The 19,334-nt window shown below is 66.8% G+C and carries 7 protein-coding genes (1 of these 7 cut by a window edge); 2 read left to right on the top strand and 5 right to left on the bottom strand.

All coding sequences use genetic code 11. The features are described from left to right. Window positions 1-49 precede the first annotated feature (49 nt). Genes QMK61_RS01345 through QMK61_RS01330 form a run of 4 tightly spaced genes read right to left on the bottom strand, consistent with a single transcriptional unit; the run spans window position 50 to window position 7,421 of the window. Window positions 50-2,038, bottom strand: a complete 1,989-nt coding sequence (locus tag QMK61_RS01345) for a hypothetical protein (RefSeq protein ID WP_302069907.1) — start codon at window positions 2,036-2,038, stop codon at window positions 50-52. Then, complete coding sequence (locus tag QMK61_RS01340; RefSeq protein ID WP_302069906.1) at window positions 2,031-4,175, bottom strand: site-2 protease family protein; 2,145 nt, start codon at window positions 4,173-4,175, stop codon at window positions 2,031-2,033. Before QMK61_RS01340 ends, QMK61_RS01345 begins: the two co-directional genes overlap by 8 nt. 13 nt (window positions 4,176-4,188) lie before the next feature. Further along, entirely contained in the window at window positions 4,189-6,024 is a 1,836-nt protein-coding gene (locus tag QMK61_RS01335; RefSeq protein ID WP_302069905.1) for an HlyD family efflux transporter periplasmic adaptor subunit, read from the bottom strand. Further along, entirely contained in the window at window positions 6,021-7,421 is a 1,401-nt protein-coding gene (locus QMK61_RS01330) for a TolC family protein (RefSeq protein WP_302069904.1), read from the bottom strand. The genes QMK61_RS01335 and QMK61_RS01330 overlap by 4 nt, the downstream gene beginning before the upstream one ends. A gap of 302 nt (window positions 7,422-7,723) precedes the next feature. Here QMK61_RS01330 and QMK61_RS01325 point away from each other — a divergent pair, with 302 nt between their 5' ends. Then, window positions 7,724-8,038 (top strand): hypothetical protein, encoded by a 315-nt coding sequence (locus tag QMK61_RS01325; protein ID WP_302069903.1) that lies wholly within the window; start codon window positions 7,724-7,726, stop codon window positions 8,036-8,038. 76 nt (window positions 8,039-8,114) lie between these two features. Next, window positions 8,115-8,894 carry a glycosyltransferase family 9 protein gene (locus QMK61_RS01320; RefSeq protein ID WP_302069902.1) on the top strand — a complete coding sequence of 260 codons (780 nt, stop codon included), beginning with the start codon at window positions 8,115-8,117 and terminating at the stop codon, window positions 8,892-8,894. A gap of 149 nt (window positions 8,895-9,043) precedes the next feature. Here the strand turns inward: QMK61_RS01320 and QMK61_RS01315 are convergent, their stop codons facing one another. Beyond that, window positions 9,044-19,334 carry the 3' end of a tandem-95 repeat protein gene (locus QMK61_RS01315; RefSeq protein WP_302069900.1) on the bottom strand. Its footprint extends 26,861 nt past the window's final position, so 10,291 of the gene's 37,152 nt are visible here — the last part of the coding sequence; the start codon falls outside the window, past its right edge; it ends in the stop codon at window positions 9,044-9,046.

Below are 19,334 nucleotides of genomic sequence, written 5' to 3'. Positions count from 1 at the left end.
GAGGCCAGCCCCGGACGCACGGGCCGGTGGCGGCTCCGATGGCAGGGCTCTACTTGCGCGTTTTGCCCACGAAACCCAGTGCGCGGATCCATTCGCCGTCGCGCCGCATGGTATCGGTGCGCTGCCTGCGGTAATGGCGCTCCGCACGGCCCTGCACGTACTTGACCCAACGGCGCAGCCAGCGGCTGCTGGACCGTTGCCTGCGGACGACGGTACGCATCAGCCAGTAGCCGGCGGCAGGCATGAAGCGGCGGAAAAGCTCGTCGTCGACGCTGACGATGGCCTCGACGCTGCCCGGGTCACCCTGGCGGGCGCAGCGGCCGAACAGCTGGCGGTCGACGCGGGCCGATTCGTGGAACTCGGTCAGGATCACGTGCAGCCCGCCGGCCTGCTCGACGCCGGGGGCAAGCTTGATGTCGGTACCCCGGCCGGCCATGTTGGTCGCCACGGTGATCCGCCCCGGCTGGCCGGCCTGCGCCACGTCTTCCGCCTCGCTCTTGTCCTGTCGCGCATTGAGCACGGCATGCGGCACGCCGGCCTCGTCGAGCAGCGCGGCCAGGTATTCGGATGCTTCCACCGAGCGCGTGCCGACGAGGACGGCGCGGCCGGTCGCGGCCACCTCGGCGGCGCGGCGGGCGACCTCATGCCAGCGCGGCCCGGAGCCCGTGCAGATGCGGTCGGCCCAGCGTTGCCGGCGGCTCGGCTTGTGGGTGGGGATGCGGGTGACGGACAGGTCGTAGCATCGTTTCACCTCGGCCGCGACTTCCTGCGCCGTGCCGGTCATGCCGCATAGCAGCAGGTAGCGGCCGAAGAACCGCTGGTAGGTGATCTGCGCCAAGGTGCGCCGCTGCCCGGTGACCTCGCAGCCTTCCTTCGATTCGATCATCTGGTGCAGGCCGCGCTCCCAGGTGCGGTCGGGCATGACCCGTCCGGTCGATTCGTCCACGATCTGCACCTTGCCGTCGGCCAGGATGTAGTGCTGGTCGCGCTGGAAGCCGTGGATGGCCGAGAGCGCCTTCTGGACGAACTCCTCCCGCCACAGCGGCGACCGCCACAGTCCGCCGTGGAGTGCGCCGGCCTTGCGCACGATCTGCTTGCCCCTGGGCGTGAGCCAGATGTCGCGGTGTTCGCCCAGCACGAAGTCCGTGCCGGCGCGCAGCGAACCGGCCAGCGCGATGGACTGCGTGTAGATCGCCGGGTCGAGGTCGTCCGGCAGGGTTTCGGAGATGATCAGCGGCGTGCCGGCCTCGTCGATCAGCACGCTGTCGGCCTCGTCGATGATGGCCACGTGCAGCCCGCGCAGGATGGGCGGTTCGCCCCGGCGCCCGCCGGCGAGTTCCCGCAGGCGCTGCTGGGTCAGCGACGCCTCGCCCAGGGCGATGCAGTCCTTCAGGTAGTCGAAGGTGAGTTCCTTGTTCGATACGTAGGTGATGTCGCAGGCATAGGCCTCGCGCCGCCGGGGCACTTCCATGTCCTGCAGCACCACGCCCACGCTGAGGCCGAGCAGGTCGAACAGGGGGCGGTTGTGCTCCGCGTCGCGCTCGGCGAGGTAGTCGTTCACCGTGACCACGTGTACCGCGGCGCCGGTGGCCGCCGCGGTACAGGCGGCCAGCGTGGCGGCCAGCGTCTTGCCCTCGCCGGTGGACATTTCGGCCAGGCGCCCGCGCAGCAGCGTGCGGCCGGCGAGCAGTTGCACGTCGTGGTGGCGCATGCCGAGGGTGCGCCGCGACGCCTCGCGGACCAGCGCGAAGGCCTGCGGCAGGACGCGATCGCCAAAGCCGTCCCGGCGGAGCCGGCGCACTACGTCGTCCAGCCGCGGGCGCAACTGGTCGTCCGCAAGCCGGCTGGTGGTGTCCTCGAGCGCATTGGTGGCGCGCAGGAAGGCGCGCGAGCGCCGCTCTTCCATGCGCGGCAGGCGGTCCAGCAGGGCGCGCAGGTGTTCCTCCCACGGCCGGCGCACCGGGTCCAGGCGCTCCAGGTAGGGTCCGTCGCCGAGGGCGACGTCGCGGCCCGCCAGCAGGGCGCGTACGTCAGACACCGAAGTGGCTCAGGAAGACCTGCCGCAGGGCCCGCAGCGCCTGCCGCGCCAGCGTCTCGCTGCCGTGGTCGAAGCGCACCTGGACGCGCTCGCCGAAGGCGGGGCGGATGCGGGAGGGGAGGGCGATGTCCACGACGAAGACGCGCTGCAGCGTCTTCAGGCCCTTGGGGTCGCCGGGCGTGGTCGGGATGGTGCCGCCGCCGTTCAGGCCCAGCGCGGCCGTCGGCAGCTCGTCGACCGCGCCGGGGAATTCGCGTATCACGCGGGAGGGCCACGCCCGGTCCGGTGCGCCCGCCAGGCGCAGGGAGACGCCGCGGAGCCGCTGGTGCACCAGATCGACGTCGTCCTGCGTCACGATCACGCGCACGAGCAGTTCCTCGTCGCGCAGCACGTAGCCGACCAGCTCGCCTTTCTTGTAATAGCGCCCCGGCATGTCCTGCGGCGTGGCGGCCATCAACCGGCCGGCGCCTTGCGCATAACCGGTCAGCCGCGTCACCCGGGCCTCGGCCTGGCGCAGGATGTCGTTGGCCTCGTCGAGCTGGCGCGACGACACCGCGGCCTTGGCGGGGGCGGAAAAACGGTCGGCATCGAAATGCGCCTGTGCCTGCGCCAGCTTGGCGCGATCGATCGCGACCTCGGCGGTCAACTGCGGGTTGGCCAGCGTGTAGAGCGGCTGGCCGGCCGCCACCTCGTGCCCGGGCTCGACCAGCCAGTGCACGAAGAATCCGTTCTCGCCCGCGCGCAGCATGGCTTGGTCCGGCAGCCACACCACACCCTCGGCGCGCGTGCGCAGCGGCAGCGGCAGCAGGCCCAGCAGCAGAAGCGCGCAGGCCAATGCGGCGAGCGTGCGGCGCATGGCGTGCGCGCGTCGCCGATGCAGGGTCGGCGACGAATGCAAGTGCTTCCAGCCGCGATAGAGCGGCACGCCGAGCAGGCTGACCGCGCTCCACGCGGCCGTCAGCACACCGACAATGAAGAACTTGCCTGCCACCAGGAAAATGATCGAGACGGTGACGAGGGTGCGGTAGCACCACGCCAGCGGCGTGTAGAGGATCAGCCAGTTGCGCTCGCCGGGCATCTCGTCGGGCCTGGCCGCGTCGGTGGCGCCGAAGGCGTAGCGGTCCAGCAGCCAGGTCCACCATGCCTGGCCGCGCTGGGCCAGGTTGGGCATCTCGATCAGGTCGGCCAGGATGTAGTAGCCGTCGTAGCGCAGCAGCGGGTTGCCGTTCACCACCAGGGTGGAGACGCCGCCGATGACCATGACGTTGAAGGCGACCGCCCGCACCACGCCGGGCTGGGCGAGCAGCCACACGTACAGCGCCAGCGAGGCCAGCAGCAGTTCAACCATCATGCCCGCCGCGGCGACCAGGGCGCGCCGGTACTTGGACGGGAAGGAAGCCGACGAGGACGCCTCCACGTAGGGCACCGGCGCGAAGATCAGGAACATCAGGCCAAGCTCGCGCACTGCGCCGCCCCAGCGCTTGGCGGCGAAGCCATGGCCGAGCTCGTGCAGCAGCTTGACCACCGGATATACCGCCAGCATCACCAGCAGGTTGCTCGACGACAGCACGCGGTCGGACAGGTTGCGGGTCAGCTCCGGCCAGTGCTGCGCGGCCAGCACGATGGCCGGAAGCACGGCGGCCAGCCACAGCACCGCGCCGAGCGGACCGAAGCACCAGCGCACGAGGGGCAGCAGCCGGTCGAGCAGGCGGTCGGGATTGAACAGCGGCAGCTTGAGGCTCATCGGATTGAGCAGCCATTGCCGCAGCAACTCGGAGCGCTTCTTCTTGTGGTGGTCCAGCGCGGCGGCCGAGTCGGGCTGGGCGTCGGTCTGCAGCAGGTCGGCCGCGTGCAGCTGCACCAGCAGGTCGACCACTTCCGGCTGGGTGCAGGCATCGCGCACTTCCGAGGCGTTGGCGCGCTCCCACAAGGCCTGCACGGTCTGCCGGCCATCCATGCCCGCGATCAACGCATAGGCGGTGGCGGAGAAGCGGTAGACGCGCCCGCCGGTCTGGTCCTGCACCACGTACCAGGGCTTGCCGCGGAACACTACCCGCTGCACTGTGGCGTAGGGCATCAGGCGCGGCCGCAGTGCGGCGACGCTGTGCCAGGACGGGCTGAACGGGTTACGCGACATCGCCCGGCACCGCCTAGGGGCTCCAGCGCCACAGGGCGACGCGCAGCCAGTCGAACAGCCTGTGCAGCAGCACCCAGCCGAGCGTGCGCTTCCCGATCGAGACCTTGCCGACCCCCTCCATGCCGGGCAGCAGCAGCGACGAGTCGTGCTTGAGGCGCGCCTCGACGCGGTAGAAGTTCTTGCCGTCCTGGGTGGTCGCCACGGGCATGATCTTGGCGACGGTGAAGGGCATGGGATCGCCGGCCAGGCCGCTCATGACCAGTTCGCCGGACTGGCCGACGCGCACCTGCCCGATATCGCGCTCGTCCACTTCCAGGATGATCCGGTAACTGTGCAGCGGCGCGATCTCGAACAGCTTCTTGCCGGCCTCCACCGGCGTGCCGATCTGCTGGCTGAGGTCGCCGGTCACCACCACGCCGTCGTAGGGGGCCGTGACGCTGGCGTGCGCCAGCTTGTCGTCGGTGAGGTCTAGCTGTGCCTGCGCCTCGTCCAGCTGCGCGGTGACCACGCGGATGGCGGTGAGGTCGTGGCCAGCCATCGCCTCGCGCAGCTTGTTCCGGTACTGGTCGCGCTCGCTGGACCAGCGGGCCTGCTCCACCCGCAGGTCGTGGTCGTCCAGCCTGGCCAGCGTCTGGCCCTTGCGCACGACGTCGCCCGCGCGGGCGAAGCTGGCCGCCAGGTAGCCCTCGAACGGCGCCGCCGCCACGCGCTGGATCGCGCCCTCGGTCACCGTCTTGGCGGAGACCCGGTAAGGCACGGGCAGCCAGACCAGCAGGGCGACCGCGATCGCCGCGAGCAGGGCTCCGGCCTTCCACAGCAGGTAGCGTGGCCCGACCACGGCGGCCCAGCCGCGCCGGATCTCGTCGCCGAGCCGTTGCAGGGAATGGCGCTCCGCATCGCGCCGCTGCGCGACCACGGGGGAGAACAGGCTGGAGAACGTCTCCAGCCAGCGGCGCTCGGCGTCGTCGAAGGGCGCGGCGTCCTCGCGCTCCAGCAGCAGTACCGCGATGGTCCGTGCCTGGTGGTCGACGGGAATGGAGATCAGCGCGCCGGCGCCGACCCGCTGCAGCAGGGCGTTGTGCGCCCGGTAGTTGTCGCCCCCCCCGGCGGCCAGGGTATGCACGGCCTGGCCCAGGTCGCAGGCTTCGTCCATGGCTTCCGCGTAGGCGCGCACCATCGGCGAGGACTTCTCGAACGTCGCCGTTTCCGACAGCGCGGCCAGGCGCGCGCGAGCATCGCGGACCAGGCCGATGGCGACGCGCGAGCAGCCGAAGCGCTGGCGCAGCGTGTTGCAGAGCTCGAACAGGGCCTGCTGGAAGTGTGGGTGGCGAAGCGCGACGGCGATGGTTTCCAGTACGCCCAGCGAGCGTTCGCTGGCCTGTTGCGCGGCTTCCAGCTCGCGCTGCCCGAACATGTTGGCGAGCCAGGCGCTGCCCCAGTGCAGTTCCCGCAGCAGCGCCGGCCTCGCGGCCTCGTCGAAGGCTCCTTCCAGGGCGACCGCACCGACGAGGCGCTCGCCCGAGCGCAGCGGCATGGCCACGTGGGTCAGGCCGGCATGCTCGGGTACCGGCTGCACGACGATGCGGCGTCCGCCGAGCGCCTGCTGCACGGCCGCGCCCATGCGGCCCATGTCCGTGCTGGCCGTAGGCCATACCGCGATCGGTACGAAGCTCTGCCCGTCGCTCGCCTCGACCAGCACGGCAGCCTGCTGCACGGCCGGGAACTTCTCGCACAGCAGCGCCAGCCAGGCCGAACAGAAGGTGTCCGACGTGCCGGCCGCCAGGAAGCGCTCCCACGCGCCGGCTGGCCGGGCTTCCCGCGCCTGGGGCACCGGAGCCTGCGTGTTCATGGCGATTTGCTCCGCGCGTCGGCCACCTGCAATGAGGCATCGTCGGACGGGCCGAACAGGCGGTCGAGCTCGGCCACGTCGTCGCTGCTGAGTTCGCCGAGCGTGGTGCGCAATTTCACGTAGGCGGTGATCTGCTGGTAGCGCCCCTTGTGCATGTCCCTGCGCGCGGCGGCCCACTGCTGGCGGGCGGCGAGCACGTCCGCGTGCGTCTTCAGGCCGCGCGCCTCGCCGCGACGGGCGGCCCGCCACGCGTCGCCGGCCGCGGTCATGCCGATGAGCGCGGCCCTGGCCTTGGCCTGGCCGGACTGCCACTCCAGGAAGGCCGTCCTGATGTCGAGGATCGCCTGCCGCCGCGCCGCATCGCGCTCGGCCAGCGCCTTGTCGCGCGCCGCGAGCGCCTCGGCCACCTTGGCCGACTGGGTGCCGCCGGTGTACAGCGGCACGTTCAGCTGCAACCCTACGGTAAACGTGCGTATGCCGTAGCCGGCCTGCCCGGGGAAGTTGCCGACCGCCTGGTCGTTGTTCCCGTAGCTGGCGACCAGGTCCAGGGTCGGGTGGCCGCCCGCGCGCTGCTTGCGCACTTCGTCGTCAGCGGCGGAGATGGCCTGGGTCGCCGCGCGCAGGCTGGGGCAATGGGTGTCCACTAGGTTCAGCCAGGCGTCCACGTCGTTGCCGACCAGGTCGGGGAGCCTGGCATCGTCGCGCAGGTAGGGCTGTACCAGCCCGTCGGCCGGTCCGGTGAGCTGCTCCAGGGCAGCAAGCTTGGTTTCGCGGTCGAGTTCGGCGGATGCCTCATCCGCGGCCGCCTCGCGGTACTTGGCTTCGGCGTCGGCTGCCTGCGGCGGGCTTTGGGTGCCCAGCTCGGCGCCGCGGCGGGCGATCTTCCATTGCGCCTGCAGTGCGTTCCGCTGCGCCGTGGTGAAGTCGATCTCGTCGCGCGCCTCCATCAGGTCGAACCACGCCACCGCCAGCTTCGCGTACAGCTTCTGCTGGGCATCCGCCAGCTGGTACTGCGCCTGGGCCGTGCTGTCCTCCGCCTCGTGCCACGAGGCCACGTCGGCGGGACGCCAGAGCGGCTGGGTCAGGTTGAGCTGGTCGCTGTGGCTGTGGTAGCGGTCATGCATAGTGTCCGTCGTGGCGTCATGCGTGTTGTAGGCGCGGCGGTTGCCGTTCGCGCTCGCGGTGAGGGATATCTGCGGCAGCATGGCCCCGAACGCCTGGCGTTCGCGTGCCTGCGAGGCGGCCAGGTTGGCCTTGACCGCGCGGTAGTTCGGCTCGCCTTCCTGCGCGGCGTCGAAAACCTCGCCCAGGCTGGTCGGCCGTGTGTCCACCGTGGCGGCATGCGCGTGGGCGGCCACCAGCAGGCAGAGCAGCGTTGCGCGGAACCAGCCCTTCACGGTAGACGCGGATGATGGGCGGTAGTGGCGAGACTGGCGGGCGATCGGCCTATTGGCCGATGCTGCGCGGAAAGGCATGACATGCTGCGAACCTCGATCCCTTGGCGATGGACAAGGGAACCGCGATCCATTGATCGACACGCGGCGACCTGGAGACGCAGAAGCACGGCTCCGGGTCGTCAGAACTCCGATCAGTTCCCCCGCCATGGATTCTTGCATCCGGCGCTTCGCCATGCCAAGTGCATGCGTTATGATCACTGTCCGGGTGGAATCCGGTCACGGAACGGAACAGGGGAAGGACAATGAAGTATCTCGTGGTGGCGGCCCTGCTTGCGGTCGCGCTTTCGGCTTGCCGCACTACCGGCGAAAAAGTCACGTATCTCGGGCCCGGCAGCGATCGCGCGGACGTGCTCCTGGCGCTGGGGCGGCCCGATGCCATGCGGGTCGTCGACGACTATCAGGTCTACACCTACCTGGGACGGCACCGGAAGCGCCGCTCGCTGGGCCATACCGACTACACGGTCATCCTGAAGGACGGCAAGGTGGTCGAGTTCGGGCCGGGCCACGCCCAGCGCGAAGGGCTGCACAGCCTCACGATCGTACCCCCGGTCTCCTGAGCGCGGATGGCGGCGGTGTCGCTTACCGGTGCGTTCCTCCGCACGTAGAGCCGCTCCGCGGCGACCTTCCGGCGCCTTGCGCGTCACCCGGCGCCTGGGCGACAGCATCCACGCCTACGCGGTGATGGCCGCCATGGCCGCGGAAGGAGCGGCAGGCGATTTCGTGGCCTACCGGCCGTTTGCTCCGCTTTTCGCCCATGGCCCGTTGCATGTTTCCGCCAGCGACCAGGGAACCCAGTGGAGGCCGGATGCATGCCCGTTCCGTGGTCCGCGGCATGGCGAGCACGTGCGCGATACCATGGCCATGGCAGCCGGCGTGCGCGACCGCGGCCTTCTCAAGTTCAGGCTGGCCCTGCCTTCGCGTCGGCCGGGCGGGCCGTACGTGGTCATTTGCCCCGATGCCGGCGCCGCCTACAAGGAATGGCCGCGGGAGCGGTGGGGCGCGGTCGTCGAGCATCTCCTGTCGCGCCGGTACGAGGTGTTCGTCTGCGGCATGCCGGGGCGTGACCGTCTTCCGGCGCCGGAAGGCGCGGCGCACCTGGACCTGGGAATCGCGGACCTGGCATCCCTGGTGGCCGCCGCCACGGCCCTCATGGGCCCGGACAGTGGCCACCTTCACCTGGCCGATGCCTTGGGCGTCCCTGCCGTCGGTCTCTATGGCGCCACCAGCAGCCTGACCTACGGACCGTACCGGGACCGTACGCTGTGCGTGGACGTCCATGCCGGCCAGGCGCGTACCCGTGCCTACGACAGCGCGAGGCATCTGCCTGGGGAGTGCATGCGTGCCATCTCGGTGGACCGTGTTCTCGAAACGCTTGCTGGGATCAAGCACGCAGGCGCGCCTTATGCGCGATGATTTCCGGCTGGGTCGGATGCGCGGCCTTCGTGCACCGGGTTAGGCGCGCCCCGAAAGCGGGTGCCATGCCGGAGAGCCATTTTTAAGCTGAGATTCCCGTTGCAATGGTGTATGGCGTGGCGGACCAAGGTCCGCCACGCCACTTGAGATCAATGCGGCTTCTTCACCTTCAAGCCGCATTGCTGCGCAAAGTCGTTCGACCCCGGTACCGGTTCTTCTCCGAACGCTCCCCACCATGAGCCATTGGCGTTGGCGGCGGCATAGGCCTGCGCCTCGGCTTGCGCGCTCCAATCCACCGTCGGCAGGTCGCCCGTCGTCGTATCCGACTCCGGACGGCCCGAACTGCGCCCCTGGCTCTGGTTCACCACGATGTAGCGGCATCCGTGGCCTGTTTGACCGGCGGACGCCCAGCCTGACGTGACCTGCACGCTGGCGCCGTTCCCGCAGGCCCAGCCGCCGACCGCCAGCGTGATGGTGGCGGTGGCGCTGAGCTGGCCGTCGCTGACTGTGTAGGTGAAGGTATCGGTACCGCTGAAACCCTGGGCCGGGCGGTAAAGGTAGCGGCCGTCGTCCGTGCGGGTGAGCGTGCCGTGGCTCGGGCTGGCGAACGACAGGGTGAGCGCATCGCCGTCGACGTCGGCGACCAGGCAGGCGAAGTCGATGCAGGCGGCACCGTCCTTGCGCACCTGGAAGGTGGCGTCGCGCGCGATCGGGGCGTCGTTGACCGGGGCCACGGTGATGGTGACCTTGGCCAGGCGGGAGCCGTCCAGGTCGTCCCAGGCGCGATAGGTGAAGGTATCGGTGCCGTACCAGTTGCGATCGGCCAGATAGGTCCAGGTGCCATCGTCGTTGAGGCACAGACGGCCGTGCTCGGGACCGCAGACCACGTAGGCCGTCAGCGCGTCGCCGTCGGCATCGCTGTCGTTGGCGAGCACGTCGATCGTCACCGGCGTGTCTTCCAGGGCGTTCACCGTGTCGTCGTTGGCGATGGGCGGGTGGTTGGCGGTGACGGTGATGGTGACGGTGGTGGGCGCCGAGTCCAGTTCGCCGTCGCTGGCGCGGTAGGTGAACGTGTCGGTGCCCACGTAGCCGCAGGCGGCCGTGTAGCTGAAAGTGCCGTCGGCGTTGCGCGTGAGCCAGCCGTGGCGCGGGCCGCAAAGTACCTCGGCCGTGAGCGTGGGGCTGTCGATGTCCGTGTCGTTGGCCAGCACGTCGATGACCACGGTCTTGTGCTCGCGCACGGTGACGCTGTCGGCTTGCGCCACGGGTGCGTCGTCGACCGGCAGCACGGTGACCGTGAGTGGGGCCGTGGTCGTGGCCGTGTCGCCGTTGGCCGTCTCGGTGGCCGTGGCTTCGACAGTCAGTGCGATCTGGCCGTTGAAGTTCGCGGGCGGCAACAGGGTGAGCGTGTCCAGCGTCCAGCCGGTAATGTCAGCGGTGGTGGCGTCGGCAGTAGCGGTGAAGCTATGCGTGCCGTCGCTCAGGGTCGAACCGACGGGCAGGGCGAGGATGGACAGGCCCAGCACTTCGGAACCGTCGGTATCGGTCAGGCCGGCGCGGATGGCTGACAGCGGGATGGCGGTGTCTTCGAGCCCCGTGTTGGCCGACAACGTCTGGGTGAGGACGAGATTGTCCAGCATGGCGCCGCGGCCGTTGGCGTCCTGTTTCGTCGCCTCGGTGACGATGCGCAGGGTCTGTGGCCCGCCCGTACCGACGAAGCTGAAGCTCAGTGCCTGCCAGTTCAGCGCATCGGCCGGACTGGTGCCGGCGTAGTGGGCAATTTCCACGCCGTCGACGTAGATGCCGATGGCGGTGTAGTCGGTGCTGTAGCCGATGCGGCCGGCGTAGTCGAGGCTCAGCGTGTAGGTGGCGCCGGCCACGGTGTCGACCTGGCGTTCGATGCCGAGAGTCTGGTGGCCCAGGCCTTGGGCGTCGTTGAGCTCCAGCCAGTTGCGGCCACCGTCGGCGGCGGCGTGGACACTTACCGGACGACCGTGCGGGCCATCCATCTTGTCGCCCTCGGACCATACCTCGAAGCCGTTCCAGCCGCCCCAGGTGTGGTCGGGTTGCTTGACCAGGTCCCAGCCGTCCAGGCTCGTGCCGTGCACCAGCGTGGAGGTGGGGCTGTGGTCGGCCACGTCCTCCCAGTCGGTGCGGAACAGCGTTTGGGTGCCTCCGGGGCGATCGGTAAGGGTGAGTGTGGGCGCGTCGGCTACCGGCGTGATGTCGATGACCACGCTGGCTAGGTCGCTCAGCAGTTCGCCGTCGCTGGCGCGGTAGTCGAAGCGGGCGTAGTGCGACTGGAGGTTGCCGGTGCCGTCGCCGCCGAAGCCGCTGAAACCCGAAGCGTTGGCGGCGGGCACGAAGCGCAGGTGGCCGGCGGCGATGTCGTCTGCCGTCACCGTCTGGCCGATCGTGGCGGCGACCCAGGCGGTGCCGTCGTAGACCTGCAGGGCGCCGTCCGCCGGCAGCGAGGCGAGCACGATCGACAGCGCGGTGCTGTCGATGTCGCTGACCGGGAAGTCGCTCCAGGCGAAGACGTAGGGGGTGTCCTCCACGCCGGTGATCCGGGTCGTGGGCGCGGCTACGGGGGGATCGTTGACCGGGGTGACGTTGATGGTCAGGGTCCTGGCCGTGGGATCGGTATCGATGCCACCATTCGCCGTGCCGCCGTCGTCCTGCACGCGGAAAGTGAAGCCGGCATAGGCATCGCCGTTGGCGTTGGGCGCGGCCAGGAAGCGCAGCAGGCCGGCGGCGATGTCGGTCACCGTGATGCGCTGGCCGGCCGCGACGGCCTGACCGTCGAGGGTCAGGCTGCCGGCTTGCGGCAGGTCGCCCACGAGGATCGCCGCAAAGGCGTTGGCCGGCGTGTCATTCGGATCGCTGAAGCCGAAGTCACCCGCCTGGAACACGTACGGCGTGTCTTCCAGCGTGGTGACGGTGGTGCTGGCGCCGGTCGGTGCGTCGTTGACCGAAGTCACGTCGAGTGTGAGGGTCTTGGCTGTGGGATCGATATCGACACCGCCATTGGCGGTGCCGCCATCGTCCTGCACCTGGAAGGTGAAGGACGCATAGCCGGCGCCGTTGGCGTTGGCGGTCGGAGCGAATTGCAGCAGACCGGCGGCGATGTCGGTCACCGTGATGCGCTGGCCGGCCACGACGGCCTGGCCGTCGAGGGTCAGGTTGCCGGCTTGCGGCAGGTCGCCCACGGTAATGGCCGCAAAGCCGTTGGCCGGCGCGTCGTTCGGATCGCTGAAGCCGAAGTCGCCTACCTGGAACACGTATGGGGTGTCTTCCAGTGTAGTGACGGTGGCGCTGGTGCCGGTCGGGGCGTCGTTCACCGAAGCGACCGCGATCTGCACGGTGGCGATGTTGGAGTCCAACTCGCCGTCGTTCACCTTGTAGCTGAAGCTGTCGCTGCCGTTGAAATTGGCGTCCGGCGTGTAGGTGTAGGTGCCGTCGGTGTTGAGCGCCAGCTGGCCGTGCGCCGGTCCCTGCACGATGGTCGGCGTCAGCACCGGGCTGTCCACGTCGCTGGCCTGGCTCAGCAGGTCGATCGCCTGCGGAGCGTCTTCCAGCGTGGTCTGCTGGATGTCGCCGGCAACCGGTGCGTCGTTGACCGGCGTAATGACGATGCTGACTGTCGAGACGTTCGAGTCGACCTGGCCGTCGCTGAGCTTGTAAGTGAAGCTGTCGGTGCCGTTGTAGTTGAGGTCGGAGAGGTAGCCGAAGCTGCCGTCGGCGTTGATCGTGACCTTGCCGTGTGCGGGCCCGTCGACGATCACCGGTGCGAAGCCGGGCTGGTCGGCCGCGATGTCGTTGGCTTTCTCGTCGATCGTGACCGGCGTGTCCTCGGCCGTGGTGGCGCTGTCGGCCAGGGTCTCGGGGACGCCGATATGCAGGTCGCGGATGGTGACGTGGCTGCGCGCCTCGCCGAAGCCGAGTAGGTCGAAGGACAGGTTCACCGCGGTGCCCGTGGCGATGCTGCTCAAATCCACCACGTAGGTGCGGCTGCCGTCGGCGTTGGCGATCACGCGCACCGCGTCGGACAGGAACACCTGGCCGTCGCCTTGCAGGTTGAGGAAGGCGTCGGTGTGGCCGAGGCTGATCGGATCGAGCAGCGAGGCGCCCGTGTTGGCGTCGACCAGGGCGGCCTCAAAGGCGTCCTCGGGCAGGTCGCCCGGGTTGTCCAGCGAGGCCCCGGCTATGGTGAAGCGCAGGAACTTGTCGTTGGGGCCGACGGTGAAGACCTGGTTGATGCGGGTCTGGCTGTCTGGGGTTTCGTCGAGCACCACCGAGCCGTTCCCCGTGGCTACCTTGCCGTCGACTTTCCAGCCGTCCGTGCCGTTGAAATCGGAATTGGCCAGCCCGCCAACAAGACTCTCTTGCGTATCGGCTCGTGCGAGCATGAGGCCCGGGGTTTGAAGGGCGAACAGTCGAACGCCATCCGCCTGCGCTGCCTGCGTCGGTGTACGGGCGCCGGACTCGGTCGATTGCGTTATTGCGGACTGCGTCATCATCGCCTGGGTGCCGGCGGACATTGGCACCATCGTCTTGTCCGAACTTGTCGGGAGACGACGTTCGCCGGGTGCCATGTACGGGTACATGCAATCCGATGCATTCAGCACGTCGTTTGCGCCCGCCACGTGGCCCAGCTCATGGATCAGCACGGTCAGCAGATCCATCTTTCCGTCTGCCGGGCCTGCTTCCTTGGCGATGAAACTGGAGCTGGAGCCGTCGACCGGGTCGAAAGCCCCCGCTCCGGGGATACCGGTGTACCAGCCCCAGCCGGCACCAGTCACATCCAGGGTGATGGCGCTGCCGTTGGTGCTCCCCACCAATCGATCTTCCAGATTGGCGATTGATACCGTCACGTCCTTGAAGACTGAACTGGGGACGCCAAGATCCGTCCAGTAGGAAATGGCGACCGGCAACAGCGCCGCTATGTCGTTGGACGAGAGTGATTGTTGGGCACCGGATCCCATGGTCATGGCCACATCCGAAAGCGGAATAGCGATTGCCCCGTTGCTTACAAGCTCCGATGCTTTGGATTGGACGATGGATACGATCTCGTTCTGGACAGCATCGTAAAGCTTGTCGCCGCTGTACTGGCCCTTGTAATGGAGTGTCAGATCTTCAAGGGAGTGCATTGGGAAATTGAGGCTGAAGAGCAGCTTCTCGATCGGGTCGCCGATGGCATTGGCCGCTGCCTGGTTCAGCATGCCCATCAATTGCACGGACTGCTGCGCACGCATGTGAGAGGTGGCTGGGCCTGCCGTCATGTCGCCCAATCGACTTATCTGATCGGAGTACCAGGCAATCGCCTGGGCCGCATCCATCGAGGCAAGCGCCGGCGCCGTAAACAACACCGTACCTTGATCGTTGGTCACACCTGTGCCTGGCTGGATCGCTGGGATTTGATGGTCGTGTGGCGCGACAGTGGTTCCGGGACTTGCAACTCCATCGCCGCCGCCTTCGGCGCGGTTGTCCAGATATTCGGCAATTATCTTGGGCGACTTGCTTAGCGTCTTGTCAAGGACATCATTAAACCATTTTGCCGCTTCTTGCATGATCGGGCTGGTGATGTCTTCGATGGCTTTGTCCGGTATCCGGATCCATTTTCCTGCCAATGGGGATATCGCGGACAGCAAATCAGATATTTTGCCTTCGCCGCTTCCGTACTTATACATCGCACTCACGGCATTGGCTATTACTTCAGAAAACTGCTTAATCGCTTCCATGTCATTTTTGTAATGAGGAAGCATGGTGATTGTGATTGAGTGCGATGCTGCCCATCCCTCTATGGACACGGTGAAACGGCTTTGGAGTTGAACGCTGATGTCTAATTCGAGCTTCGTGAACAGGCCTGAGCGCGCAAGCGCTATGCCCGCCGCTGCCTTGTTAGCGCTTTCAAATATGCTTTCGATGATTGAATCGGTTATCTTCTGTAGGTTTTCTTTGTGAACCTTGTCCAGCGTCCAGCCTTCCGTGGTCATCTTCTCGATGTTGTCGTGAAGCTCGGATGAGAGGCCATCGTTAAAAACGGAGTCGAAAATTCCCCATACGACCGATCCTACGGGGCTTGTTTCCGAAACCATGTCCACCGGTTTCAATGTGGGCGTTATTGGCGTGTAGTGAATTTCGAATACCGGAACCCTTCCAGCAGCCGAGGCCAGCGTTACGGGCAATTCGGAGGGGTTGTATCCAGCGACCGTCCATAGGGCGTTAAACGGTTGCGTGTCGGATGCTCCACGGTATTCGGACGGGGTCAATACCGGCAGCATGGTGCCGATGCCGCTCGACGTGCCGTCATAGTACCGATCAATTGGGCGACTCAATGGGTCGATGCCCTTGGCAACCCAGGCGCCTGCGTTGGCGTGGGCATTGATCGCTGCCTGGACGAGTGCGGCAGCGTCCCACGTATACATAGAGAAATACGAGGCGGCAAACATGTCATAGCCTGGCTCGTAATTCCAGACATTGGCATACAAGAGTCCGTCCGCGCCTATCGTAAGATCACTGATGGCTGCTCCTGCGATGGCGCTCGTTGCGCCAAGGAAGACAGGCGAACCACTTTCCCCAAACGGGTCTTCAATGACACCAATTTTTCCGCCGATCTGGTAAGGCGGAAGTGTTGACAGATCGGTAACCGAGGGGTCGTGGTACCAGAAATTCCAATCGGATACCAGGGCATATTCGTTACCGTTGTATTCCACGATCACCACATCCGAAGATGCACGAACATTTTCTCGGAAGTGGTTGCGACGGATACCTGTCGTCTCCATTTTTTCCGCAGTGGAAATGGTCTTGGCCTGGACGCTTTTCGATTTGTCGATGAAGCCGTTATCATCCAGCGGCAGCTGGATAGCCGAGACGCCGTTATCCACGGCATATACGTTGGTGACAAGGAATTGGCCGGGCTTCTTGCCGCTGACTACACTCCAGGTTGCATTGTCATCTGACGGTCTCCCATAAATTTCTGCACCAACCGAAATGGCATCGGTAACGGTCCCATCACTGCCAATGCTGTTGAGATCGATGAAATCGATGTGCCCGCTCAGCGACGTGGCTGCCATGTAACTGTTATCGTTGATCGCGATTGATGCGAACCCACCCTTTACCTGGTTGCCACCCGGCAAGCCGCTCAGCTCCTGTTCTTCTTCCAGGAATTGGGTGGATGTCCGGTCGATATTGATGCGCATCAAACCGCCGCCGATATCGGGTGCAGAGGCTGAATAAACGCCGAGGTAGGCACCATTCGACTCCAGTGAAACGTAGAGCCAGCCGTTGTGGGCAACCAATCCGCTGATTTTGCCTTGGCCGGAGGCAACCGGAATCGTGTATACGATGGATCGCGTCATCATGTCGACGACATAGATATCGGGGTTATTCCAGGCAGCAACGAAGGCGAGCGCACCATTTTGCGAGTACGCCACTAAACTCGCGCCTTGGCGGCGCGCGGGGGTGATGGGGTTCCCATGTTCATCCTTGGTGATCACAGCGCGGGTTTCGATCGGCGCGCTGCTGTCCGCGGTGGCCTGCCCGGTGCCCTTGAAGATGTAGATTGAGTCATCCGAGGTGGCGATGGTTTCGCCTTCGTTCCCCGTGAATGCGGCAACCACGTTGCTGCCGACATTTTCATAGTGATCGACGGAGCCGTCGCTCGCCATCACGGGCGCCTGTCGAATGACCTCTATGGCTTCCTGGCTCAATGCAACGCCATCAGGAATGTGGATGGTGATGGTTTGGCCCAGGCCGCCCGAACCCGGCTGGCTGGCAACAACTTCATCCCACACCAGCCCCCTGTCCGGGATCAATTGGCCATCGTCGAAATCGCCCGGCTTGACCAACTGCGAACCATTGGGGAGCAGCCTGACGAGCAGGCTCCCGGTGCCGAAGTTTCCGCTGATGGTCAGTTCGTGCGTATCGGACTTGTACGACAGGTTGGTGATGTAGGGAGCCGCGTTCGAGTTTTGAAGGTAATCGGCAGGCGCTGGGAAAGTTGCATTGCTGGTGGACAGCAAGTCGCTCACGGGGATCGTCGCTTGTGCGGTTCCGGCAATGGTGTAGTCGAGCGCCACCAGCGATACCGCGGCATTCGATGCCATCTGGGTCAGCAATCCCACCAGGCTGGGCGAGGTTACGCCGCGGAAAGCGATGTTCCCCATGCCGACCCAGTACGCCTGCCAATCCATTGCGACGCCCCGCAGGTGCGTATCCTGCACGCCTCCATTGGCTACCGTTTTTGTAGAAACAGTCGCGTAGTAGATGCCGCCTACCGTTGCACCACCGTAGGGCGGGCTGGCCGTGTGTGCCAATCCATCGGCACCGATGACGCCGTCGTCGGCCAGCCACCACGTCTGATGGACGGTGCCGTCGGCCAGGGCGACCGTACCAAGGCGCCAGAAATACACGGTGGTACCGGCTTCGAGCTGCTTCGGCTCGCCAGTGGCGGGGTCGATGGGGGCATTGATCTTCAGGGCGAATTGCAGGGGATTGCCGGCCTTCTCGTCACCGATGTCTACCTTGACCGTTGAAATGACGTCGAGGATGTCCGGCGCGGGCGCAGGCATGCCTACCGATGTCGCATCCACGTGCTGGATCGATACGTCGGTGTCTTTGGCGACACTGCCACCAGACACCATCAGGATATCTCCCTGCGTGTCCTGGGTGACGGCCCCGGTTGCGGCGTTCATGGCTACCGGACCGGTCACTGGCACATTCACCGTCACATGGATCTCGGCTTGGAGTCCGGCGTTGATGATGGTGACGAGGGCGACCCCGACACCGTGTGCCTCGAGCAGCCCGTCGGGTGTCACCGTCACGACGGATGGATTGCTCGAGTAGTAGAGGGTTCCGGTTGAAGCCGCCGACAGGCTGTCCCCATTGTCCAGCGACGAGACGTCGATCTGCCGCTGTCCGACCGCCTCGGCCAGATTGATCTGCGGCGGGAAGACGTCCAGCTCGTTGCCTTGCACCGCCAAGGGGGCAGCACCATCGGTATTGACGATCAGCGCGTTGTAGGCGCTGATGCCATGTGCCGAAATGGTGACCACAGCCGTGCCGTCTTTCTGTGCGTGCAGTATCCCGCCATCCATCACCGCGACGACGGACGAATCGGAGGAAACGATGTCGAGGTAGTTGATGGGAAGAACGACGCTTTGCTGATCCGCGAAATCGCCCGTTACCACCAGTTGCTGGCGATCACCCACGGCCATGGCCGGGATGCGTTCCACATGGATTGCGGTCAGCGCCGCAGAGCTGATATCGACGCTCAACGTGATCGGGGCGCTGGACGCGTAGCCGTCATCGGCACCCAGGGTGAACGTGGCGGCCCCGCTGTAGCCGGCTTCCGGGGTGAAGATCACGGCCTGGCCGTCGCTGCTCAGGACGGCGGTGCCGTGGGTGGCGCCGAGGATGCGCCAGAACACGTCGTCGCCTTCGTCGTCTTGGGCGACGGCGGCCAGCGGGATGCGCACGGCGAGACCGGTGTGTGTCAGCGTCTCCGGGGCGTTGGCGGCGGCGACCGGCGGCAGGTTGGCGCGCCAGCCGTAGTTGGCGTAGAGCACCTGACGGTCGCTGCCGTCGACCACACCGTCGCCGTTGAGGTCGACGGCGAGGTTGGCGGCGGCGAGATCCTGCTCGAAGGCGGCGCTGTCGGCCCCGTCGATGCTGCCGTCGCGGTTGAGGTCGCCTGCCACCACGATGCTGACGGTCGCCGTGCCGGTGCCGGTGAGGCGCAGCAGCTTGAGGCCGGCCTCGGTGACGCGCACTAGCCAGGTCTGCACGCCGTCGTGCACGGTGCTGCCGAGCACGTCGGCGCCGACGACCTGCAGGTGGGCGCCGGGGTCGCTCAGGGTGGCGCTGATCGACAGGATGAGCGCGCCTTGCGCGCCCGGCACCTTGACGGTGGAGGCCAGCTCGCTGTCGCGCACGGTGAAGCCCAGTGCCGTGGTCTGGCCGGCGCTCAGCGTACCGCTCCAGCTGTTGGCGGTGCTGCTGCCCAGCCAGTTCGCGGCGGTGCCGAGGTTGGCGGCGAGCGTGTCGGTGAAGGGCGCACCTTGGCTGTCGTAGCCGTACGGTGTGCCGAAGTCGTTGCCGTCGAGGGCGCGGGCGAGCGTCAGGCGACCCGCGTCGTCGTAGCGATAGACCATGGTGCGTGTCGCACCGGTGGCGTCCGTGGGCCCCATGATGCGGGCGATGCGCCCCTGCGTGTCGCGCAGGATGTCGATGCGCGCGGAGGCGTCGCCGCCGACCAGGGCGATGCCGGCGTCGGAGACCAGCCACTGCACGCCGTCGGCGAAGGCGACGCCGGTGACCTTGCCGGCCGCGTCGAGCGTGTAGACGGTGCCGTCCGGTGCGGTCAACTGGTAGCCCGAGGGCACCCAGGGCAGGCCAGTGAGCTCGTCGTACAGGTGGCCGCCCATGCGTTGCAGGTGG

The sequence above is a fragment of the Fulvimonas sp. R45 genome (genome assembly GCF_030504985.1).
GTDB lineage: Bacteria > Pseudomonadota > Gammaproteobacteria > Xanthomonadales > Rhodanobacteraceae > Rhodanobacter_A.
The sequence above is the reverse complement of the archived record's forward strand: the minus strand, read 5'-3'. Positions and strand labels throughout refer to the sequence as shown.